Here is a 22,845-nt window from a genome sequence, read left to right as displayed (position 1 = left end):
TCCTTGGTCGGAGGAGTGGGTGCACGAAACCCTGCCAGACGGGCGAGGTGGAGAATTCGGACAAACAGGAATGGGTTTTGAGGTACCTGACCGTTACCTTGGCGGTCAAATTTGATGATCTGTCAACTCTATTTAAAAGTAAGCTAGTTATGCGTGTAGACCAGGAAAGGTCCAGGCTTTTTCGATGGCGTCGTTATGGAATCGAGATAATTGATGAGGCTTGTTGACGTCAATTCAGTCAGTGATTCACCTATTTACTACCGGCCGAATTCCTCCTGTTACGAGCAGTGAGGAATCCCTCCGCTTCGCCTGAGGATGACGACTCGGCGATGCGGAGGCCTTGATGCGTGACGGGTCCAGTTGCCGACGGTTTGTGCAGCCTGAGTCCGAACTGACCTCCTATGCCCGGATATTCGTCTCGTATCCCGTCGCACTCACGCCCCCTGCAGGGGTGATCGGCACACACCGGGCCGTGTGTCACTGGTGGACCCTTCCGCCTCCTCGCCATCCTGGCCCGGGTTGGCCGTCATCGACTGGACGGCGTGCGGTAGCCGAGCGCGGAGTGGCGACGGCGCCGGTTGCAGTAGGACAGCCAGCGGAACAGCTCGAGTCGGGTCTGTGCCTTTGAGGTCCGGCGGCGTCCGTGGAGCAGCTCGCGTTTGAGGCCCTGGAAGAACGACTCGGCGAGGGCGTTGTCGTAACTCGTGCCGACCCGGCCCATGCTGCGGCGGATGCCGTGCCGGCGGCAGACCTCAGCGAAGGCGGCCGCGCTGTACTGGGCGCCCCTGTCGGTGTGGAATACGACGCCGGAGACCCGGCCGCCGCGGGCGGCAACCGCCATCTCGATCGCGTCGGTGAGCAGCGAGGTGCGCATGTGGTCCGCGATTGACCAGCCACGACCTTCCTCGAGCAGATGTCGATCACCGCGGCGAGGTAGAGCCAGGTCGGGCCGACGGCTATGTAGGTGATGGCGCCGCACCACCTGGTGTTCAGGGCGTCCGCGGTGAAGTCGCGCATCACCAGGTCCGGCGCGGGCGGCGCGGTCCTGACCGCGATCGTCGTCCGTTTCTTCTTCCGCAGGTGCCGGCCGACGATGTTGTTGATCCGCATCAGCCGGGTGACGCGCTTGCGGCTGATCCTGCGCCCTCTCGCCCGCAGCTCGGCATGGACGCGCGGGGCGCCGCAGGCGCCATGGTGCTCGGTGTGGACGGCGCGGATCTCGCTCACGGTCCGCTTCTCCTCGGCCCGGCGCCCGGCGCGGGCCTGCTCGGTGGCCAGGTGCCGGTAGTAGCCGGCGCGGGACGCCCCGAGCACCCGGCAGATCCGCTTGACTCCGAAGTCGGCACGGTGGTCGGAGATGAAGGCCCAGCGGCGGGGGCTCACTTCACCTCCCGGGCGAAATAGGCGGCTGCCCAGCGCAGGATCTCGCGCTCCAGCCGCCACTCCTGCTCGGCTTTGAGCAGCCTGGCGTTCTCAGCCCGCAGCCGGGCAAGCTCCTCCGCCGTGCTCACGCCGCCGTCGCGGCCAACGGGCGCGGCCTGGGCCTCGTCCATGTGGACCCATGTCCGGAGCGCTCCGCGGTGATGCCGAGATCCGCGGCCACCGCCGCGTACGCCGCTGCCCGGCCGCGGCACGGTAGAGCGCGACAGCCTCCTTCCTGAACTCCTCCGGATACGGAGACTTGCGTCCCACCTGGACATCCCTCCCTGGACCATCGAGATCCATTGTCGGGGTGTCCACTCCAAAGGATCAGCCTCAGAGTTCCTCTACCTCGCGACCGTGCTGGATTGCTTCAGCCGCAAAGCCGTCGGCTGGTCCATCGCCGACCACATACGCACCGGCCTGGTCGCCGACGCACTGCGGATGGCTGCCACGACCCGCGGCGGCCTGGACGGCGCCGTATTCCACTCCGACCACGGGGCGCAATACGGTTCCCGGGCCTTCGCCGGCCTCTGCGACCAACTCGGGGTCACCCGGTCGATGGGCGCGGTCGACACCAGCGCCGACAATGCCGCCTGCGAAAGCTTCCACGCATCCCTGAAACGCGAGACTCTCGAGCGCGCCCACGACTACGGCGACGCCGCCAGCTGCCGCCGGAGCGTCTTCGCCTGGCTGACCCGCTACAACACCCGCCGCCGGCACTCGCGCTTGCCGCATGACCAATAACCGCGTGCCCACCTTCACGGGGGAAGGCCCGTGCCTCGGACGCGACGATATGGATACACGATTCAGCAGCTGCCGTACGGCCGCATCCAACCAGCCAGCGCCATCGCGCGCGGGCTGTGGCAGGTCAGCCGCTTGAGGGCTGTACGCCTTCCCCGAACTTCGGCACGTCGGCACGCCCCGGTCACGTCCAGACGCAACCGTACGAAGTGGAGCGGGCGCCGCCACGCCCCGCGGTCGATGCCGGTGTCAGCGCTGACTTCCGCGACCTGCTCGAGCGTGTCTGAAAGATCGTGTAAGTCCGTGATGTGACAGCCTGGCCCGGGGCTCGGCCTCGGGCCCTTGGGCCGGGCGGATCGGACGAGTCATGGCGGACAGAGACGAAGCGGCCGCGTCCGTGGCCGGCGACAAGACGGTCGATGAGGTCGTCCAGCGGTTGCTGGACAAGGCTGATGCCTCCGGGGCGGCCCTGCTGGGTGAGGGCGGGCTGCTGACGGAGGTCACCAAGGCTGTTCTGGAGCGTGCTCTGGAAGCCGAGATGAGTGAACATCTCGGCTACGAGCGTGGAGATTCCGCAGGTCACGGGTCGGGGAACTCGCGCAACGGGACGTCATCCAAGACGGTCCTGACCGATGCCGGCGCGGTCACTTTGGCGGTGCCCAGGGACCGCAACGGCGAGTTCGAACCGCGGCTGGTCCCGAAGAACGCCCGCCGGCTGGCGGGGTTCAATGACCGGATCCTCTCGCTCTACGCCCGCGGGATGAGCGTGCGGGACATCCGCTCCCACCTCGCGCAGATCTACGGGGTCGAGGTCAGTCCCGATCTGATCAGCAAGGTCACCGATGCCGTGATCGACGAGCTCGTGACCTGGCAGAACCGGCCCCTGGATGCGGTCTGGCCGATCATCTACATCGACGCTTTGTGGGTGAAGATCCGGTCCGGTTCAGTGACCTCGAAGCCCGTCTATCTGGCCGTCGGCGTGGACATGGACGGTCGCAAGGACGTCCTCGGTCTGTGGGTCGGAGCCGAGGGCGAAGGCGCCACCACCTGGATGGCAGTCCTGTCGGAGCTGCGGAACCGGGGCATCGAGGACGTCTGCATCGTCGTCTGCGACGGGTTGAAGGGCCTGCCCGACGCGGTCACGGCGACCTGGCCCAAGGCCACCGTCCAAACGTGCGTGATCCACCTGACCAGAGCCTCGCTCAGGCTGTCGTCTGTGCGGGACCACCCGAAACTGGTGCCGTCCCTGAAGGCCATCTACACGGCCCCCACCGAGCAGGCCGCCGAACAGGCCCTTGACGTGTTTGAGGCCTCTGAGCTGGGCGAACGCTACCCGGCGATCGTGCGGACCTGGCGGTCGGCCTGGCCGGAGTTCACGCCTTACCCGGCGTTTCCGCCGGCCATAAGGACGGTGGTCTACTCCACGAACATGGTCGAGTCCATGAACGCCCGCCTCCGCAAAGCCACCCGCAACCGCGGCCACTTCCCCTCGGAGCAGGCCGCGTTGAAGGTTCTCTACCTCGCGGTCCGCGAACAGATCAACCCCAAAGCGCGCGACGCGAACCACGTCGCCGCACACTGGAAAGAGGCACTGAACCAGTTCTCACTCTTCTTCGAGGACCGGCTCAGCATCCAATGAAATCAGCCGACTTACACAAGATTGCTGACACGCCCACCTGCTCGGGGCCGGGCCGCCCGTAGCGACACGTGGGAAGGACGAGAGGCAGCGTGAACGAGCAGTCCCGGTGCCTCGTTCGTCTGATCGGTCTATAGGTTCGCCGGTATGCCGGGAGGTGCCTCTGTGGGAGGGCCTTCTGCGAGGGTGTGGTCCGCCGTGGCAGGGCGTCGATGGGTGCTATGGACTGTGTTCATGAGGTGGCGCAGGCGGAGGCCGTCTGGGGCGACGGCGGTGACGAGTGCGGCAGACCCCGCCAGTGGGGTGAGGATGGCTTGGCCGTCTTCCGGCGCGTCCCTGAGCACCTGGATCTTGGGTGGCTTGTTCTCGAAGGCGGGATCGACGCTGAGGATTTGTCCGGTCGCTCGGTGGTGGCCCAGGACGGCAGGCCCGTCCCAGCCTGGTGCGCCTGGGCCGTATTCGGCTTCCTGGTCAAGGAGTACGTGTTCTCCGTGTCGGACGGTGAGCCGGGTAACCACGTGGCCCGGAAGTTCACCGGTGCGTCCGAGTACCTTGCTCCGCCTCCGGACGCAGAAATCGGCATCCGGCGCCCGGCGGATCGGACGACGGGGGCTCAACAGGCATTCCGTGCGCCCGGCCCGCGCGGTGAGCTCGACCGGCATCGGGTGTGCGAATCGTTCCTGCGGTGATGCCCTTACGCCATGCGGGTGAGCACAGTGCGCTGGGGTTTCCGGTGGCCGGGAGAGGCACCGTAAAACGCGAGGGCCGTGTTGTCGTGCCGAAGGATGTACGTGATGAGCCGAGGCCTGATCGTGGTGGATGTGCAGAAGGACTTCTGTGAAGGGGGCAGTATGCCCGTCGCGGGCGGCGCGCGGATCGCGACGGCGGTCGCCGACCTCGTCGAGCGGAGCGCGGGTGACGAATACCAGTACGTCGTCGCGACCCGGGACCACCACATCGATCCGGGAAGCTCGCCGCCATCCGGGACTCGGGAATGAACCGGATCAGCATGGGCGTCCAACAGATCAACGAGCGGCTGAACAGCCTCAGCGGGCGCAAGCAGACGACCAAGCGCGTCGTGCAGACCTTGGAATGGGCCCGCGAACTCGGTCTCGCGGCCAACGTCGACCTCATTTTCGGCTGGCCGCAGCAGACGGTCTCCACCATGCTGGCGGACCTGGAGACGCTGGTCTCCTGGGCGTCCACGACATCACGCACTACGAGCTCAACGTGGCGGGCCCCACCGACTTCGCACTCAACCGCTTCCACGAGCTCCCCAGCACTCTCAGCAATCTGGAGATGTACCGGGCCTCCCGCGACTTCCTCACCGACCGCGGCTATGAGCAGATCACGGCATACAACTTCCGCAAGGCCGGCGACCCGGTGGGTCGTGCCTACGAGGAGGGGGTGACCCGCTGGTGCGACAACATGGACACGGTCGGCCTCGGCTATGCCGCGATCAGCTTCTTCGGGGACTCTCTGCTTCCGGAAGGCCGTTCCTGGTCGTACATGAACCACCTCGACCTTCGCCGCTACAAGCAGGACGTGAACGAGGGCCGCCCTCCAGTTGCCAAGGGATTCAGGCATACCGACCAGGACTGGCGGTTGGCGATGCTCTTCCGCAACCTATTCGGCCGGCAGGTCGAGCGCGCCGCCTACCGCGAGGCGTTCGACACCGACGTGAGGGATGAGTTCGCGACGGTCTGGGATGCGCTGGCCGAGCGAGGCCTCGCGGAGGTCACCCCGGACCGGATCAAGCTCGTCGGGGACGGCCCGTTCTACACCCCGATGATCCGGGCTTTGCTGGCCGAGCACCGCTACCGAGCGCTACGTGAGCGCGAGACCGCAGGCAACGGGAAGAGCCTGGTGGGGTGAGTGCCCGTGGCGCAGCCTGGTACTCCGGCCACCGGCGGGCAAGCAAACGGGTTTGCCCATGATCGGTGGTGGTGCGGGCAGCTGCCTGATGTCGCGCCAGAAAAGTCAGCAATCGGTCAGCATGAGTCCTGAAAGACCTGGGAAGAGCTGACCGAACTTGCGAACGGTTGTAGGCTGCCGGGACCGCCCTTGACCTGCGGCCGTCCTCGCCAGCGACACGGGTGCAGTCATCCACTGGATGACGAGGGTGCAGAGTAGGGGGGCGGCAGCTTCGTCTCCTTCGTTCAGGCGAAGCGATCGCTATTCCGGCAGCGATTCGATCTCAGGGTTCCTAGCGTCGGCAGCAGTGTTTCGCTGGCGAGAGGACTCGAACGTGACCGACTCTGCCGTAGGTGTTCGCCCGCCCGCTGTAGCGCGTCGGATTCCCGGCCGGGCAAGGCGGCGCACGGACGTCTTGCGCGAGTACGAGGAATTCAATTTCGAGCGCCGTAGAGGGATTCCTCCGGTGCTGTGGCCGTTCTTCGCGCCGGACCCGGACCGGTACTACCGTTGGCGGGTTCAGCTGGATTGCGCTTGCATCAAGGAGCTGCTGACACCGGGTGACTGCATCCCGCCGAGCGAGAGGCAGTGGCGTGGCGTCGGGGACGGTGGAGCATTGCCGCCGGGACAGGTGTACTGCCGGCACGGTGATTCCGCTGATGGCCCCTACCGCGACATCGTTGAGTGGGGAGACCGGCAAGAGGGGAGCTTTCCCGCGGGCCCGGTGGAACCCCCCGAATGGGCCGGTGCCGAGGTGTGGGCCGTGATCCGCCACGATGAAGTACACACGTCGGCCTTCTGGAAGGTGACGCTGGCCTGCGGACACGTCGAAGAGGTCGTAGCGCCAGCCCTCGACTGGAAACCCGATGACGGGCCGCGCTTGGCCGAGGCCACGAGGGTGAAACAGATGATCGAGGAATTCGAGCAGGTCTGGGATTCAGACCCGATGCTTCAATCCGAAAACCAACGTGAGCACACCCGCCGGATGCTGGCGGCAGGCTGGCCGCGTCCGAGGCCGGAGCGGTCTTGCCATACGTGTCCCCACGCTCGCGCGATTGTCGCGTATCAGTGCGTGGGCTGGCTCATTCCACGGAATGAGGCGCCGAAGCCCGAAAACCCGCCGCCGGCTCGCGCTGTGTTGGAGCGCCGCTTGCGCCGGGTCGAGGCCGAGGCGGAGCGGCTACGAGTGCAGCTGGCCGGGCACGAGGCGCGACGAGACGCCTGACAGCCGGGCCTCGTGAGCTGTCAGCACTCTTCCGGATCGGAGCCCTTCCGCTCCCACTCACACGGGCGGCGTTGGATGGGTGTCGTGCCCGAGTGCACCCGGGCGCGACACCGTCACCCTTTCCCCGGCAGGTTCAGGTCAGTACGCGCATCGCGAGTACGGAGCCGTCTTGATGGACGGAGACCGGGCCGTCCCACTTCGAGTCCCATCCGAGCAGCGGCCATGTCCTCCGTTGGGCGTGGACCTCGGTGCGGTACCGCTCGAACTGGCCGTTCTCGAGATGGTGGAAGAGGTCCTTCGCGACTCCGGAGAACGCCTCGACCCGGGTCCTGTTGAGACGGAAGACGTGATCGGTGCCGACGAAGTCGATGCCGTGGAGCTGTGCGTACGCGTCTTGGACGCTGTCGGTGGCGGCATGGATCAGGCCCGTGAAGTGGCGCTGTCCTTGCCTCTTGGTCAGGTACTGCGCGGTGGCCGCGCCACCGCCGGCGAAGGCCGTCAGGCCGGCGGCGGCGGTTCGGGCGAGGACGCGCCGAAACCACGGATAGTGCTCGGGCTGGACGTGGAACCCCGGCTCGGGCGCTGGCGGGGCGTCGCCCTCGTGGGGCCGTTGGATTCCCGGGTAGATGTTCTCGTCGTCGACGGGTTGATCGAGGTGGTTGTCGGGGGTGTCCGGCGAGCCGTTCAGCCGGCCGCCGGTTCCTCGTGCCTGCAAGGCGTGCACCTCGACATGGGCGGAGGCGGACGCCAGCTGGGTGCTGGTGAGGGGCGGGACTCGGCCTCCGTTGTTGCCATCGTGGACTACAAGAGGAAGCTCGGGGCCAGGAGTTGGTGCCTGACCCCGAGGCGCCTCATTTAGACTCCGGTCTCCTTCTCTGCATCGCGACGCGAGATCTCGCGCCTAACTCTCCTAACCGAGCGGATGGCCTTGATGAGCTTGGCCGACAGCTTCGGCACTTGGTCGAGCGCATGGTTCAAGACCAGCGCGAGGCTAGTAAGGATTCCGATGACCGTTGCGGTCCAAACAGTGATCTGCATAAACGCCGGGCCCTCCGTACAGGCCGGAGGGCGTTACGTGCCTACGGTCCACGTGAGTCCACGTCACCCCTCCGTGCTGTTCCGAAAGGCCCGGCGTCGTTCCGTCAAGGTGTTACGCCACCTCGCAAGGCGTAGTAAGAGTTGCCCTATTCGGGCTGTTTGCGACGCCGAGCCCCTGTCGAAGCTCCTTTAGCTGTCGACATCGACGGCATCATGCCCAGGCAACTTGCACTAAAACACAGCATAATTGTTCGGAGATGGATCGCTAGTTCGCTGACCAGGGCCACCCTGTAAATGATCTCGTGCCTGAGGGATGACCGGTTGGTTCCTCCTCCATCCGGCGATCGTGAGGTCGTGCAGGCGGGCGATGCCGAGGGTGGCTTGGGGGACGCCATCACGCTTCGGATGCCGATCACGAATGATCTGCCACGTTTCATGAGGCAAAGGTGTGCTCAACGCGGGTACGGACGTTGCGGTGGGAGGCGTTGTGCGCTTCATGTCACCGTTGCCGCTGGGCTGCTGCTGAAAGGTACTTCCACCGAGATCCTAGAAATCTCCATGGGTTCCCGGGACGAGGCGTTCGGCGCTGTCGGCCATGGGTCCTTGAGCGTGCAGGGGAGTTCCCGAAGCCGTTGCAGACTTGGCGAGGGCATGGTTCGCCGGAACATGCCCTCGCGCCCGCAGGGCCAGGGCGCAGTGTTCCCAAGAACGCATCGTGCCCATGTGGCTGTGGCCGCAAGGCGGGGGCGCTGTCACCCTGCGGGGCTGGAACTCGCCTTGCGACGAGTCGATGGTGCGCTGAATGGTCTTGTACAGGTTCAGCAGCGGCCCGGTCAGTCACGGGGTGCCGTAGTTGGCGTCTTCGGGGAAATACACCTGTGACGGCTGATCGAGGATGAGGAAGCGCGGGACGGGGCTGCCCTGTTCGCACGACCGTCAGCGCCCGCGGATCCAGCCGGATCGAGAGTGGTGGACGACTTCACTACGACCCCGGCCGCGTGGCGTTGGCGGGTCAGCCGCGGATACGAGCCTCACCCCGCGTACTGGGTTACCTGGATCGGGGCGGCACTCATGGCCGTATGGTGCGGTGCGCGCCATGTAGGGGGCGAATAGCGCCCCGGAGCTGACCGATCAGGCCGCACCTCCGCAGTTGCCCGGTGTCATCCTCGCGTGGTGGGGCACGACTCGACCGGGGCCATCCCGATGGCCTGCTTGAGATCCACCTCGACTCGGCCCTTCGACGTCTTGAAGTTCAGTCGACCCGCGGCCAGGGAGACGACCTCTCCGCAGTGCACCGAGCCGTTCGTCAGCCGGACCTCGATGCGGGGTTTGTCCTTGGCCGGGCCGTACCACGTCAGAGCGACCGCCGTGGTGAGCAGCGTGATGCAGAGGAAGGTCAGTTGGACACCCCGGCGCAGTGAACGCTGGGACGAATCGGCTTCGGCGAGTGAGCTGCCCAGGACATCGCTCACGGCAACCGCGTACGGTCGCCCGTGGGCGGCCCGCATGATCAGCACGGCGGCGATCGCACCCGCGACCAGGGCGGCCAAGAGGAGGACGCCCACGACGGCCGCGAAGAACGAATCCAGCTGTGTTACGTCGGAGCGGCCCTTGACGAGTCCGAAGCCGACGAGCCCGGCCAGAAGGGCGCCGAGGCCGTTGCGCCAGGCGAGCGCGCCGGCGCGCACCCTGGCCAGTTCACCGGCGAGCAGTTCGCGAGTGGCCCTGGCCGCCCGACGGTCATGAGGCTGAGCCGGCGGCCCGGCGGAGACACGGATCGTCACGAGACCGGACCGGACAGGGTGACGTTCCAGTACGCGCCGCAGCCCTCATCGCCCGGCGGCGTGCCTGGATGCGTCGTCCCACAGGTACACATCACGTTTTTGTCCTCGGAGGCCGTCCTTGCCGGGGCGGGCCCCGCGTCTGCCGTGGCCAGAAAGATTTCGGTGACCACCTGGAAGTGCATCTGGTCGCCGCACCGGGGACAGATCCCTCCGAGTAGAACGCCGCGGCGGCTTGGTGTGACACTGCAGGAGGAGGCGAACGCTTGCGCGTACGTGTCAGTGGTCACCTCCTGGAAGGGCACAGGAGGGTGTGCCGGAGCGTTCGAGTCGGTCATCGCGTCTCCCTTTCGGGGTGTACCGGGGTCAGGGACCGGTATGGGTGAAAGGCGTCCACCGGTGAGGCCAGTCAGGTTGCCGGTCGCGCATCCGGCGGACCACCTCATGGAGCGCAGCCGGTGCTTCGTCGGGTTCCAGCCGTCCGTCGGCCGCGATCGTCCGGTACTTGAAGACCTCCGCGGAGGCCTTGTTGTCCACCGACCACAAGGCGGCGATGACGTGGCGGTAGCCCGCGTAGTGCAGAGCCGCGGCAAGAGTAATGGCCTCGTCGGGCAGATCCGTCCCCCCGACCGCGGTCTTGCACGCGGACAGGCCGGCGAAGTCCCCGTGGTACCGGCCGGTGCTGATGTCAGTAACGGTCAACTTGCCCTCGCTCAGCAGGAGCCCACCGCGAGAGGGATCCTTCAGGTCCTGATCACCATGGCAGCTGAAGTGGACCCACCGGTGGTCCGTCAGGGCAGCGCGCACGCCGGCGTGTGACGCCTCGTCCGGCCCCAGCACCGTCCGCCCTCCTGCGGGAAAGGCGTCGAACAAGGCGGTTCGTTCGGCAGAGTTGTCGATCGGTACCTGGCCCGGTAGGTCGGGAACGTCGACGATCAACAGCCGGTCGAAGTCCTGCTCCGTCGTCGCTTCCCGATCGCCGTCATCCCGGCGCGCTTCCAGCAGCGCTCGCAAGGTCGGTGTGTACGACGAGACCACGCGGTCGAGCACCGTTCTCGGCGCATGCCGGCCGCCGGCGAGGTCCCGATGGTGGCCGGCCGTATGAAGGGGCAGCAGGGTGAGCGGACCGGTCGGACACCACCAGACCCGCGGCCACGTCGAGGTGCTCCCGTCTGGCACACAAGTGAACCCGAGCGCATCGAGGACCGGCTCCGCGATGACGTCCCACATCCACACCTGCAGTTTCCGGAGCATCTCGTCGACTCGCGCGTGGGCTTTCTCCAGCTCCCGACTCGCAGCCAGCTGGCGCCGGGCCGCACTGCGCGGCGTCGCGTCCGGGAGAGGCACATGCGCCTGTACGTGTTGCAGATCGACGAGTTCGGCGGCCCGCAGGACGGAAAGGTATCCATTCGCCCACTCGGTGGCCTCATGGAGGGTCAGGGACTCGAGACGGAGGGAGGTCGCCCCGTCCGGCCGGACGATCAGGGCGTCGGAGCGCCAGTCGGTCACGTTCACGATCACCACCGGTCCGTGGTCCGCCGCCGGCAGCAGGGACCTCAGCTTCGGTGGTTTCAGGAAGTCTTCGAACCCCTCCATTTTTTGCACCTGTGCAACGAGCTCATCCCATTCGCGGGCCAGCGCCACCCGCCGATCGACGGCGCTGTCGCCCGAGGCCGGCTCGGTCATGTTCCTCCACACTGGACCGTAGTGAGCGCCGGGTCACGACGCGGATCCCTTCGGGTCGGCATCCAGGAGAATCCGCAGTTCCGAAAGGCGGGCCGCCACCGTGGGCACTGTTCGCCGCAGGGCCGACAACTCCGTTCGCATGTCGAGCAATTGCGTCCACAACACAGCTCGGGCCTGTTCCGTCAGCACAACGGCCACACCCGGTCGTCCTGCGGCCGTGGCAAGTGCGGCGGCCTCCGCCCCGACTCCCTTCGCCTCGATCAGCTGGCGCTCCTGGCCGGTCCGCCCGATGCCGCGCCAGGCCACCAACGGAAGTAGTTCCACGGCGCGTGCGGCATCGTCGACCGCCCCGTGCGGCGAGAAGACGTTGGCGGCCAGCGCAGCGGCGGCTCGGGTACTGCTGCATGAGCGGAGGTACGTCCCTCCGGACGATGGCGGCTCGGACTGTGCCTCTCCGCCGCTGGGCGTCGATCACCAGTGCGCTTGGGCCTCCGGCTGCCCGCTGGTCCGTGACTGAAGCGGGCGGCTGATGGCGAGAAGAGGGCGTACTGGCAGCGCTGGACCGCGACAACTCCGTACCATGTCACTGCGTTTGTTTGACCGTCGCGTATCCCGCAATTCGCACGTGTTCGCTTCTGGAGGCTTGATGTCGTCCGACGGCTCGACGATGGCGCACGCTTGAACAGGCCCGCAGGCATGATCGACCAACTGGCCACAATCTTATTGCGGTTGGACGGCTACCAGGATCAGCAGACGCGCAGGGTACTCCTGGACGAACTTGCCGCGGAGACCGGCGAGGAGATCGTGCCGCGGGGGACCGAGGACATCCATCAGGCGCGATCCCTGGTGCTCGACTGCGCCCGAGAGCCGAGTGTCCTTGCCGAACTAGCGGACCTGGTGGCTGACTTCCACGGCGACACCGCTGATACGACACGCTTCCATGAGCTGGCCCGCCGCCTCGACGCGCCGCCCCTGCTGACCCGGCGCGAACGCAATGCCCTCGGCCGGGTTCTGCAACCCTGGGAGGACGGCGGGTGGCGTGGCGCGTTCGCCCGGGCTGCTTCGCTGGTGCCTGAGCCGCCCCGGGACGTCTCCCACGCCGTGGAGCTCCTGGAGGACCTCGTACTGCCCCCCGGAAGGGTCCCTCCGCTCGTCCGCTTCGTGTTGGCGCTCGGGGACCACTCCTCTCCGGGCCGCCGGGAGCGCATGTGGCGGTGGGCGGTTGCGGTCGCGGAGCGCCTGGGCGTCGAGCAGCAGTGGCTGTACGAGACCGTTGGCGAGAACCGGCCGCGCGAGTCGGACCGCACGATCCTGGTCCTGCGCCTGCAGCCCTTCCTGCCCGCCCGGTCCGAGTACCTGCTCTCGGTCTGGCTGGGCCACGGCGCAGGCCAGTGGACTCCGCTCGCCCACGAGGATGAGCCACAGGAACTGGAGCAGATCGTCGGCCGGATCGGCGCATTCCTGACAACGGCGGTGGAGTACGACGCTGCAGGGCCGAGCCGAGTCGAGTTCATGCTGCCCCGCAACCTGCTGAACCTGCCCGTGGACCGGTGGCTCGTGGACGCGCACGAGAGTTCCTTCGGTACCCCGCTCGGCGCCAGGTACCCCGTGGTACTTCGCGATCTGGAACGCCAACGCAACTCGATGACGCGGTCGTTGTGGAAGAGCAAGTGGGACCGGCTGACCTTGGACCGTGCTGCCTGGAGGCCACCTCTCGTCCTTGACGCAGGGGAGTCCGGCCTCGGCACGAGCGAGCTGGCCATGCGGCTCGAGCCCGCCCTGGCCGTCCTGGTCAGCGGGACCTCCGCCTGGGAGGAAAACGGCGCGTCGGTGCCACCGCAGCTCGATGTCGCGCTCGATTCCGGAGTGCCCGTGATGGTGTGGAACCGGCGGGGCAACGCCGCGTCAGACCGGTTCCTCGAAGACCTGGCCCATCGGCTCTCTGACGGCCGGGAGGTCACCCGGCTTCCGGACACCGTTCGGGAACTGCGCCAAAGGGCGTTCGCGGCACCGCACGAACGGATTCCGTCCCATCTCACACTCCTCTGGGACGATCCGCACAGCCTGCCCGTCCGGACGGCGGGCTTTGGGTCCGCGCTGTGAGGCCGTTCAAACGAAGAGCTGGAGAAGAACAGTGATGACGAGTCCCGTTCCCGACGAGTGGCACATCTATCGCGGTAGCGGCGAACCGCACGACGGTATCGATCGGCTGCCTCCGCCACCGCCGTGGCGCGCCTTCGACGCGTACGGCTACCGGGGCACCGGGACAGCCTCACGCGGAGCCGTCTACCAGGTCACGCCCGAGATCGTGCAGACGGTAAACGCGGCCCTCTACCTGCGCCGCCCGTTGCTGGTGACCGGGCCGCCGGGCTCCGGCAAGAGCTCGCTCGCCTACCAGGTCGCCCACGAGTTGCGGCTGGGAGCCGTGCTGAACTGGCCCATCACCAGCCGTTCCACCCTGAGGGACGGCCTCTACGCCTACGACGCGCTGGGCCGTCTCCAGGACGCCAACCTCAGCCGCCACGAGGCCCCGGAAGTCGGCCGGTACCTTCAGCTCGGCCCCCTCGGTACAGCTCTGCTGCCGAGCCCGGTACCGCGGGTGCTGCTCATCGACGAGATCGACAAGAGCGACCCCGACCTGCCCAACGACCTGCTCAACGTTTTCGAGGAGGGCCAGTTCGTCATCCCCGAACTCGCCCGGCTGGCAGAGACCGAGGCCAGCGTGCGGGTGTACGACACGACCGGAGACACCGTGGTGATCGACCGAGGCAGGGTCCGTGCCCGCGCCTTCCCCTTCACCGTCCTTACCAGCAACGGGGAACGCGCCTTCCCGCCGGCCTTCCTGCGCCGCTGTCTGCGCCTCGACCTGCCGGCGCCGAACGCCGAGCAGTTGCTCCGCATCGTCCAGGCACATCTGGGGCCGGAGGCGGTGCACCAGGGGGCCGAGCTGATCAGGTCGTTCGTGGACCGCCGTGAGACCCAGTCGCTCTCCACCGACCAGTTGCTCAACGCGCTGTTCCTGTTCCTGCGCGACAGGAGCGATGGGGAGCCCTTCGGATCACCGGAGCTGAAGGATCAGATGCTGCACACCGTACTGAGGCGCCTGGACTGAGGTTTGTGATGACCGACGATCTCTTCTCGAAGCTCCTGGTGCCGGACGGTGCTCCGCCGACGTGGCAGGAGCTGGCGGACGCCCTGTGGCTGGCTCGCCACCTTCCGCCGCCGTCGGAGTCCATCCCGGACGGCAGCGCGCCGAAGAGGTCCGCGAACGGAGCCGGAGCACGGCTCGAGCCGGCGACCGAAGCGATCGCGCTGCGGGAGCAGCGCGCGACGCCCGAGTCGTCAACCTCGCTGGGTCGGGACGCCGCCCCACCGTTGCCGCCGCGACGCAGGCTGACCCTGGCCGACGGCGGAGAGCCGGACGAGGGCGCGACCCGTGTGAGGCTGCCCATGCCGCCTGCGCTGCCCGGAGCCCTGGCGCTGCACAGGGCACTGCGTCCGCTGGGCCGCCGGGCAGTCCCGGACGGAGGGCACGCGTTGGCGCAGTTGGACGAGGAGGCCACCGTGGAACTCACAGCCGCCAGCGGGTTCCGCCTGCCCGTGCTGCGGCCCGCGCCGACGCGGTGGCTGGACGTGGCACTGGTCGTCGACGACAGCGTTTCCATGGGGGTGTGGGACCGGTCGGTACGTGAATTCCGGGCACTGCTGCAGACCGCCGGCACCTTCAGGTCGGTGCAGGACTGGACGCTTCTCTCCGAGGAGACCCACTTCCGCGGGGTGGTGCTGCGCCGTGGCATTCCGACGGCGCTCGCGGCCATCGACCGCAGTCCACGCGAACTCGTCGACCCGACCGGACGCCGGATCATCCTCGTGGTGTCCGACTGCATCGGCCCCGCGTGGTCGGACGGTTCGATGGCGCAACTTCTGCGGATGTGGGGGCGCTGCGGTCCGGTCGCTATCGTCCAGCCGCTGCCCCGCCGCATGTGGGAGCGCATTCGGATGGGTGTGCACGACCTGAAGCTGAGCTCGTCCGTCCCGGGCGCCGCCAACGTCTCGCTCGCTGCGAGAACCCGCCGTGGCGCCGGCACTCCGGTCGTCGGCATGCCCGTACCGCTGCTGATCCTCGATACGCGCTCCCTCGGCCCGTGGGCCGCGCTCACCAGCGGCGAGTCACCGGAGTTCCACACACTCGCGATCCTTGTCGACGGTCCGGCACCACCGGACGAGTCTCCGGACAGTTCCGACGAGCCCGAACCCTCGCTCGACGACCTCGTGGAGCAATTCCGTGAGCGGGCCAGCCGAGAGGCCTTCAAGCTGGCCGTGTACCTGACCGCCGTCCCGCTGAACCAGCCGGTGATGCGGATGGTGCAGCAGGGGATGTTGTCCGACCCCCAGCCGTCCCAGATCGCGGAGGTCATGTTGAGCGGTCTCCTGGTGCGGGCCCGACCCGACAGCGAGGCACGCGGGGACGACATCGTGTTCGACTTCCGTCCCGGTGTGCGCGAGCAGCTCATGGGCGGACTCACGCGGCAGGCCGCGCGCAGGCTCCTGCAGATCACGACGGAGTACATCGACGAACACCTCGGCTCCACCATCGACTTCCCCGCGCTGCTGCGCGGTGACGACCTGGCCGTGGCGCAGCTGGCACAGCACGAGCCCTTCGCGGAGGCGTCCGCCCGCATCCTGCGCCTGCTGGACGTACGGCCGCCGACCGCGCAGAGCCCTGAGGCTTCCGCCGATCCAGCCAGGATCCCCGACGCCAGGCCACAGGAGGCGCCGAGCATCCGGGGAACGCCACCGCCGCGAGCGGCGGACCTGTTCGGCCGGGAGCGGCTGCTCAAGGAACTGCACGAGGCCCTGGCATCCGATACGGCCGCACCGCAGGTGCTCGTCGCCCCGGACGGCGGGGGCGCCACCGCAGTGGCAGTCGAGTACGTGCACACGCACGGCGCCGACTACGAGTTCGTGCTCTGGATGCCCGCCGGATCGCCCATGGTCGGCGGCGCCGAACTGGCGCGGCTGAGGTCGGTGGGGGCGATAAGGCCGGACGAGGGCATGCCACCCTCCTGGCTCCTGGTCCTGGACGGCGCCGCGCCCGGGGACGGGCTGCCGCAACTGCCCGCCGGACGTGGCCACGTTCTCGTGACGTCGACGGATCCGGATTGGCCCGAGGGGATCACAGTGCACACCGTGCCCGCCGTGCGCCGGGGCACGGCCATCCGCATCGCACGCCGCCACAACCCGTCGCTTGCCGCGCCCGCGGCCCAGCGCCTGGCGGAGCGGCTCGATGACGTACCCCTCGCCCTGGAGATCGCGGCAACCTTCCTGGCGGTGACGGGCGAGGCACCCGACGCGTACGTCGAACGGTTCGGTGCACTGCTCCCCGACCCGGCTGCGTCCGACCCGGCCGCAGCGGCGTGCGGACTCGCCCTCGACCATGTGCTGGACGAGCTGCCGCAGGCGAGCGGGATACTCCACCGGCTGGCCGTGCTCGCCCCGGGTCCCGTACCTCTCCAGCTGCTGGCCAACGACATGCCCCGGGCCGGCCGGACAGCCGATCCGGTGCTGCGTGAGCTGCTCCGCCATGCGCTGCTGAGCACCGGGGGGGTGGACGACTCGTACGTGATCGTTCATCCCGCTGTACGGCGGGCCTGCCTGGAGCGGACGACCGATGACGAACAGACCCTCGCTCGCCGAGCCGTGAGGGCCCGGATGGTCGAGCACTACGGCAACGACGGACCCGACGTTCCCGCGCTGTGGACGCGGTTCGCCGCGCTCACCCCGCATCTCGGCCCGGTCGGTGTGGTCGACGACAAGGACCCGAACGCGCGCGACCTCGTGCTGCGGCACGTGCGCTACCTGCACGCCTGCGGAGACACGGAAGGCTGCGGGGCGTTCGGAGCCTTCGCCGTGGAGCGGCTGACGGTCCGTGCGGGCGCCTGCCACCCGGGAGTGACCGTGCTCACCGAGCTGCTCGCCGACCTCCTGCCCCACTCCGGCGACGCCCCAGGCACCGGACCCCTGCCCGACGGCCGCGGTACAGACCTGCGGGAGCCGGACGCGACGTGACGACCACCTCCGGGGAACCGTCCGAGATCACCCTGCCGGACGGATCACCACCACCGCTCCAGGGCGTGGTCACGGTGCCCGCCACCGCACCGGACACGCCGACGGCGCTCGCCGTACCGGTGCCGACGAAGACTTCCGGGCGGCGCCGCAAGGCGCTGTGTATCGGCGTCAGCCGGTTTGCGCCGCACCCCGACTACGGGCTCGAAGGCGAAGGCCCGGATCCACTCCCCTTCGCCAAGAGCCGGGTGACGGAGCTGAGCCGGGCCCTGGAACACGAGGCATTCGGCTACAGCTGCACCACCCTGACGAGTACGGTGGAGAGCCCCGGACCGACCGCTGCCGAAATCGGCGCCGCGTTCACCGAGGCCCTGACCGAGGCGTCCGCTGACGACGTGCTGATCGTGCACGTCCTCAGCCACGGAGTGCCACGCACGACCGGACTGTACGCGCTCGGATCGGAGAGCGGCCATCTGCCGCAGACCGCGGTCGCTGGCTGGCTGGCCGCGGTGGAGGACTTCCCGGACCGCCCAGCCGTGCTCTTCCTCCTCGATCTGTGCCACGCCGGACAGGCGGCCCGGCTGGACTGGCAGCTGCGGGGCCTGGACGGCTCGAACCGCGCCTGGGTGCTGGCCGCCGCGGCCGGCACGGAACTCGCCGTCGACGGCCGGTTCACCCGCGCTGTCACCGAGGTGCTCGACGCACTGGCCCGCAAACGAGTCCAGTACGACCACGGCAGACGCCACATCGACTTCACGTGGTTCTGCGACCAGGTGCGTCACCGTGTCAACAGACTGGCGGGGGATCACGGAGGGTTGCGCCAGCGAGTGACCTCCAGCGCGCTGGACACCGCAGCTCCCGAACTGCCCTTCCTGCCCAACCCCTGCTACGACGCCGGCCCTCTGCATCAGGTCCGCAGCGGTCTCAACGCCGAACTGGGCGGCGAGGTCGGTTCGTTCCTCGACGAGGTCGCCGACCTCGCGCACTTCGAGCGGCACGCCAAGGGTGGCTCCGGCTTCCCCGCGATCTCCCGGGGCGACATCGGCCGGGGGTTGTTCACGGGCCGAACGACGGAATCGGCGCTGCTGGCCGACTGGCTCGCCCTCGAGAACGCCTCCCGTCTCTGCGTGGTGACCGGTAGCCCGGGAGTGGGCAAGTCGACGCTACTCGGTGTTCTCGTGTGCGCGGCCCATCCAGTGCTGCGGGAGCCGACCCGGCCGGTGTGGGAACCGCTGGGATACGCCATCCAAGCTAGCGGGCCGCTGGCCGCCGTGCACGCCCGCCGCCGCACCGTGCGCGAGATCGTGGGCTCGCTCGCCCGTCAACTGGGGCTGGGGCCGGACGTGTCAGACCGGGATGTGGCGCCCGGCTGGACCGTGGAGCGACTGGTTGAGGCCCTCGGACGGACGGCGGGACCACCTCCGGTGGTGATCATCGACGCGCTTGACGAGATGCGTGGTCCTCAGGACACCGTGCGAGCGCTGCTCCAGCCACTGACCACCGCACACCGGCCGGACGGCGGACCCGTGTGCCGGATGCTCCTCGGCACACGGGACGAGGCGCCGTTCTCAGCCCTCCTCGACTCGGCGCGGGCGACCGGCGACCTTGTCGACCTGGACGACACTCGGCCCGAGGCGTTGGAGACGGACCTGCGGGCGTACATCGGCAAGCTCCTTTCCGCCGTGCTCCCGGCGGCCGAAGTGGCTGACCCGGACGAAACGCCCTCCCCGGTGTCGGAGTTCGCCTCGGCCGCCGCGCGGGCCCTGGCCTCTACCCGCGGTGCCACCGGCCCGTATCTACTGGCCGCGCTCTACACCTCGTACGCCCTCCAGGAGGCCGTGCGGCCGTCACTTGACGACCCCGTGATCGCGCGGGAACTCGGCTCCGGCGTCCCGCTGACCCTTCCCGGCATTCTTGATCTCAGCTTCGACCAGGACCACGCCCACCAGCTACTGCGTCCGGTGCTGGCCGCGCTGGCCTTCGCTCAGGGCGACGGCATGCCGGTGGACGCCGTGTCCGCGGTGGCGCGGACGTTCGCGGCCGACCGTGTCCCGGCCGGAACCACCGAGGCCGGCCAACTGCTCGACGAGGTCAGGGCGTTCCTGCGCTCCGTGCCGGACCGGGACGGCACGATGCTGCACCGCCTCCTCCACCAGAGCGTTGCCGACGAACTGCGTCGGCGTCCCGTGCCGCAGGGAGTGCCCGTGACGGCCGCCGCGGAGGTCCAGGTGTACGAGGCCCTGGTGGACTCCTTGCGGGACGCTCCCGGTGGACGCCCGCAGTGGGGTGAGCTGGACCGCTATCTGCGTAGGCACCTGGCCCAGCACGCGGTGGACGCCGGCCGCTTCGACGAACTCTGCAAGGAGCCGGAGTTCCTGTTGCACGCGGATCCTGACTGGCTGGTGCCAGAACTGCGGCACGCGGATGCCGAGACGGCCCGCAGCGCCGCGTCCGTCTACCGCACGAGCGCTCACGTCCACCGCAGGACGGAACCCGAGCAGCGTCGGCACATCCTCGCCCTGGACGCGGTGCGGCACGAAGCCTTCACCCTCGCAGACCGGCTCGCCGAGCCCGCCGCGGGTTCCGGATCCCGGATGACCTGGCGGCCCTCCTGGGCGACAGGAACCCGGATCAGCGCCGCCCACGCGTTCACCATCCAGGTGCCCGACGGCCGGGTGAGCGCGCTGGCCGGGGCAACGGTCGGCGGCACACCGCTCGTGGTCACAGGGAGCAGGAGCGGCCGCGTGAGGGTGTGGGACACGCGCAGTGGACTCCAGCTCGCCTCAGCCGATCCCAGGCGCGGTGAGATCCACGCCCTGCTCTGCGCCGAGGTGGAAGGTACACCGGTGCTGCTTGGCGCCGGTGCGGGAGGAGCGCTGATGCAGTGGGAGCTGCCGACGCTCGCGGCCCGCCCGCTTCACCTGGAGGGGCACACGGAGACGGTACGGACCATCGTGTGCGGTGACGTCGTCGGCAGTTGGACGGCACTGACTGGTGACGAGTCGGGTCGGCTGCTGATGTGGGACCTGCAGGGAACGGTGCCGACGTCGTCGCCTTTGCAGGTGCCAGGCAACCCGGCCCAGCTGACGGCTCTGGTGCGCGATGCGAACGGCATGGACCTTGCGGTCCTGGCGGATGAACAGGGGACCGTGCGCTTCTGGTCCCTCGTCGCGGACGAGGAGGTCGGTCCCGCGATCCGGCATCCATCTCGGGTGAACGCTCTCGTGCCGCTCACTGCGCGGGGCGTGGCCCAGATCGTCACTGCGGGCGAGGACGGACACGTGCGGATGTGGGACGTACGCACCCACGAGCCGACTGCGCGGTCGGCGATTCCGCACGACGGGCAGGTGTACGCCCTGACCTGTGTTTCAGGTCCGGAGGGAACGCGGATCCTGAGCGGCGGCACCGACGGCACCATTCGCAGCTGGGACCCGGAGGAGGGCGGCCAGGAGCTGTCTGAGGACAACCGCTTCGTCGGTCATATGGGGGCCGTCACGGCGCTGGCCCACCCCGACACCCGGGTGGTCGTGTCCGCCGGCTCCGACCCGGTGCTGCGGGTGTGGCACGTGCCCAACGGCAGACAGCGCGCGACCATGCCGGTCGGGCACACGTCCTGGGTCAACGCCCTTGCCGCCGTGGAGTCCGGCGACGGGACGCTGCTCGTGTCCGGAGGCGCGGACGGGCATATTCACCGCTGGCTCCTTGGCGATGGCAGTCCCCTCGGCGCCCCTGTCAACACTGCCTCCGGTCCGATCCACGCCCTTGTCGCGACCACGCTCGACCGGCGTCCCGTCCTGGTCTCCGGTGGCGCGGACGGGCATATTCACCGCTGGCACCTCGACGACGGCAGTCGCCACGGCAACCCCGTGAACACGGGGACCGGTCCGATCCACGCCCTTGTCGCGACCACGCTCGACCGGCGCCCCGTCCTGGTCTCCGCCGGCGCCGACGGACTCGTGCGTTGCTGGGACGCCACCTCCGGCGTGCAGCGGGGGCTTCCCATGGCAGGGCACGACGGCGGGATCAACGCTTTGGGATGCGCGGACGTGTACGGCAGACGCATCATCGTGTCCTGCGGGGACGATGGAACACTGCGGTGCTGGGACCTGGAAACCGGCCTGCCAGCGCGCGCACCGATACAAGCGCACAGCGGCTGGGTGACCGCGCTCGCGTGCGCGGTGGTCGACGGTCGGCCCGTCGCCGTGTCCGGGGGCCAGGACGCCATTGTACGTGCCTGGGATCTCGCCGACGGATCCGCGATCACCCCGCCGGTGGTGGTGACGGGTGGTGTGAACGCGGTCGCGTGCGGCACGGTGGGGGCCACACCGATGCTGGCGGCGGCCGACGACTGCGCGGTCCGGTTATGGGATCTGGCATCCGGCGAGTTGCGGGAGAGCATCGGCGTGCCCGGTACCGTACCAGCGCTGCTACTGAGGGACGATCAACTCGCCCTGGGCTGCGAGTGGGAGGTGGTGGTGCTGTGCCGAGCCCCCGAGGGCAATGCGTCAGTCTCAGGTCAACCTGGCTAGTTCTGCTGCCACTTCGGTCCGGGCCAGGTATTGGGTGGCCCGGTGGGAGGCGACCAATCCCAACGCCACCTCGTGGTGGGCGTCGATGCCCGGAAAACGGCCGGGCAGATCACGTGGCTGGGCGACGATGTCGCCGACATCGGCAATGTTGACCCAGCGCCGTACGCCCGGAGGCCGTAGACCCTTGCGTCCCTCGTTGCCCTCACCCAGTGACAGCCGGTCGAAGATGACGTTGGGCAGGCCGAGTGGGGAGCCCAGGGTGATCAGCAGGTCCAGTTCGACCGGGTGGTGCCAGAGCGTCTCATAAGCGACGACGGAGCCCAACGAGTGCGCGATCACCACGCGGGGCTGCTCCCGGGCCAGGACGCCGCGCACCTCCTCCTGTACGGAGGCGCGGTGTGGTGAGGCGGGATCCGTGACGTACGTGTCGACTTCGCGGCAGAAGAGCACCGCGAACCGTTTCGCAGTCTCGCCGAACCGCTCGGCGATCCAGCCCACCGCCTGCCGGACCGGGAGGGTGCCCGGCCCCATGGTCACCTCCGCAGGCGCACCGAGCGCGGACACCCACTCCACGAGCAGCCCCTGTGCCGTCCGGGGCAGCAGCTCAGGGTCGTCCGGTCCCTGCGTGGCACCCAGGTGCAACAGAGGGGCGTAGTAGGCGGCGCGCAGGGCGTCGTGGCCGGCCGGTAGTCCAAGGGCAGCGGCCCACTCGGCGGCCAGTGCCTCGGTGGCCCCGGCCACGGTGCCCGCCTGGGTGAAGTACCGGTAACAACGGATGCCGTGCACACCGATGATCACCATGCCTCC

The 22,845-nt window shown here is 68.6% G+C and carries 13 protein-coding genes and 5 pseudogenes; 11 read left to right on the top strand and 7 right to left on the bottom strand.

The window, feature by feature from the left end; all coding sequences use genetic code 11:
• Nucleotides 1-526: 526 nt before the first annotated feature.
• Nucleotides 527-1,692: pseudogene (locus OHT74_RS06840) on the bottom strand (IS3 family transposase).
• 66 nt (nt 1,693-1,758) lie between these two features.
• On the opposite strand from OHT74_RS06840, the pseudogene OHT74_RS06835 reads away from it, so the two are divergent.
• The 7 genes and pseudogenes from OHT74_RS06835 to OHT74_RS06810 form a co-directional block, all read left to right on the top strand.
• A pseudogene (locus tag OHT74_RS06835) lies at nt 1,759-2,166 on the top strand (DDE-type integrase/transposase/recombinase); the annotation flags it as partial.
• A 364-nt stretch (nt 2,167-2,530) separates the two neighbouring features.
• Complete coding sequence (locus OHT74_RS06830) at nt 2,531-3,802, top strand: IS256 family transposase (protein WP_328619711.1); 1,272 nt, start codon at nt 2,531-2,533, stop codon at nt 3,800-3,802.
• Between the two features lie 236 nt (nt 3,803-4,038).
• The gene (locus OHT74_RS06825; RefSeq protein ID WP_328619710.1) at nt 4,039-4,488 is read left to right on the top strand and encodes a hypothetical protein; all 450 of its coding nucleotides are present in this window, start codon (nt 4,039-4,041) and stop codon (nt 4,486-4,488) included.
• Nucleotides 4,489-4,593: 105 nt separating this feature from the next.
• A pseudogene (locus tag OHT74_RS06820) lies at nt 4,594-4,770 on the top strand (nicotinamidase); the annotation flags it as partial.
• Nucleotides 4,771-4,793: 23 nt separating this feature from the next.
• Nucleotides 4,794-4,922, top strand: a pseudogene (locus tag OHT74_RS42095) (hypothetical protein); the annotation flags it as partial.
• Nucleotides 4,923-5,029: 107 nt separating this feature from the next.
• Nucleotides 5,030-5,674 carry a hypothetical protein gene (locus OHT74_RS06815; protein ID WP_328619709.1) on the top strand — a complete coding sequence of 215 codons (645 nt, stop codon included), beginning with the start codon at nt 5,030-5,032 and terminating at the stop codon, nt 5,672-5,674.
• Nucleotides 5,675-6,128: 454 nt separating this feature from the next.
• Nucleotides 6,129-6,938, top strand: a complete 810-nt coding sequence (locus OHT74_RS06810) for a hypothetical protein (RefSeq protein ID WP_328619677.1) — start codon at nt 6,129-6,131, stop codon at nt 6,936-6,938.
• Nucleotides 6,939-7,071: 133 nt separating this feature from the next.
• On the opposite strand, the gene OHT74_RS06805 is transcribed toward OHT74_RS06810, so the two are convergent.
• The 5 genes and pseudogenes from OHT74_RS06805 to OHT74_RS06785 all read right to left on the bottom strand — a co-directional run bounded on the left by OHT74_RS06805 (nt 7,072) and on the right by OHT74_RS06785 (nt 11,749).
• On the bottom strand, nt 7,072-7,653 hold the full coding sequence (locus OHT74_RS06805; protein WP_328619708.1) for a hypothetical protein: 582 nt from the start codon (nt 7,651-7,653) through the stop codon (nt 7,072-7,074).
• Nucleotides 7,654-8,813: 1,160 nt separating this feature from the next.
• A pseudogene (locus OHT74_RS42090) lies at nt 8,814-8,897 on the bottom strand (DUF3732 domain-containing protein); the annotation flags it as partial.
• A 239-nt stretch (nt 8,898-9,136) separates the two neighbouring features.
• Nucleotides 9,137-9,760, bottom strand: coding sequence for a hypothetical protein (locus tag OHT74_RS06795; protein ID WP_328619707.1), 624 nt, complete (start codon nt 9,758-9,760; stop codon nt 9,137-9,139).
• Between the two features lie 363 nt (nt 9,761-10,123).
• The gene (locus OHT74_RS06790) at nt 10,124-11,443 is read right to left on the bottom strand and encodes a CHAT domain-containing protein (protein ID WP_328619706.1); all 1,320 of its coding nucleotides are present in this window, start codon (nt 11,441-11,443) and stop codon (nt 10,124-10,126) included.
• Nucleotides 11,444-11,476: 33 nt separating this feature from the next.
• Nucleotides 11,477-11,749, bottom strand: coding sequence for a hypothetical protein (locus OHT74_RS06785; protein WP_328619705.1), 273 nt, complete (start codon nt 11,747-11,749; stop codon nt 11,477-11,479).
• A gap of 390 nt (nt 11,750-12,139) precedes the next feature.
• Between OHT74_RS06785 and OHT74_RS06780 the strand changes: the two genes are divergently transcribed.
• From OHT74_RS06780 to OHT74_RS06765, 4 genes are read left to right on the top strand one after another with little or no spacing between them, the layout of a single operon-like run.
• The gene (locus OHT74_RS06780; protein WP_328619704.1) at nt 12,140-13,546 is read left to right on the top strand and encodes a VMAP-C domain-containing protein; all 1,407 of its coding nucleotides are present in this window, start codon (nt 12,140-12,142) and stop codon (nt 13,544-13,546) included.
• A 34-nt stretch (nt 13,547-13,580) separates the two neighbouring features.
• Nucleotides 13,581-14,555 carry an AAA family ATPase gene (locus tag OHT74_RS06775; RefSeq protein ID WP_328619703.1) on the top strand — a complete coding sequence of 325 codons (975 nt, stop codon included), beginning with the start codon at nt 13,581-13,583 and terminating at the stop codon, nt 14,553-14,555.
• Nucleotides 14,556-14,563: 8 nt separating this feature from the next.
• Complete coding sequence (locus tag OHT74_RS06770) at nt 14,564-17,512, top strand: SAV_2336 N-terminal domain-related protein (protein WP_328619702.1); 2,949 nt, start codon at nt 14,564-14,566, stop codon at nt 17,510-17,512.
• Nucleotides 17,509-22,038 carry an AAA family ATPase gene (locus tag OHT74_RS06765; protein ID WP_328619701.1) on the top strand — a complete coding sequence of 1,510 codons (4,530 nt, stop codon included), beginning with the start codon at nt 17,509-17,511 and terminating at the stop codon, nt 22,036-22,038. Before OHT74_RS06770 ends, OHT74_RS06765 begins: the two co-directional genes overlap by 4 nt.
• On the opposite strand, the gene OHT74_RS06760 is transcribed toward OHT74_RS06765, so the two are convergent.
• Nucleotides 22,021-22,839, bottom strand: a complete 819-nt coding sequence (locus tag OHT74_RS06760; RefSeq protein WP_328619700.1) for a hypothetical protein — start codon at nt 22,837-22,839, stop codon at nt 22,021-22,023. The genes OHT74_RS06765 and OHT74_RS06760 overlap by 18 nt on opposite strands.
• Between the last annotated feature and the right edge of the window lie 6 nt (nt 22,840-22,845).

The organism is Streptomyces sp. NBC_00354 (genome assembly GCF_036106915.1).
In the GTDB taxonomy this organism is placed as follows: Bacteria; Actinomycetota; Actinomycetes; order Streptomycetales; family Streptomycetaceae; genus Streptomyces.
The sequence above is the reverse complement of the archived record's forward strand: the minus strand, read 5'-3'. Positions and strand labels throughout refer to the sequence as shown.

Bases quoted from the DNA above. Each gene is read 5' to 3' on its own strand.
- OHT74_RS06830 (WP_328619711.1), top strand. From the start codon at position 2,531: ATGGCGGACAGAGACGAAGCGGCCGCGTCCGTGGCCGGCGACAAGACG.
- OHT74_RS06790 (WP_328619706.1), bottom strand. From the start codon at position 11,443: ATGACCGAGCCGGCCTCGGGCGACAGCGCCGTCGATCGGCGGGTGGCG.
- OHT74_RS06780 (WP_328619704.1), top strand. From the start codon at position 12,140: ATGATCGACCAACTGGCCACAATCTTATTGCGGTTGGACGGCTACCAG.
- OHT74_RS06775 (WP_328619703.1), top strand. From the start codon at position 13,581: ATGACGAGTCCCGTTCCCGACGAGTGGCACATCTATCGCGGTAGCGGC.
- OHT74_RS06770 (WP_328619702.1), top strand. From the start codon at position 14,564: ATGACCGACGATCTCTTCTCGAAGCTCCTGGTGCCGGACGGTGCTCCG.
- OHT74_RS06760 (WP_328619700.1), bottom strand. From the start codon at position 22,839: ATGGTGATCATCGGTGTGCACGGCATCCGTTGTTACCGGTACTTCACC.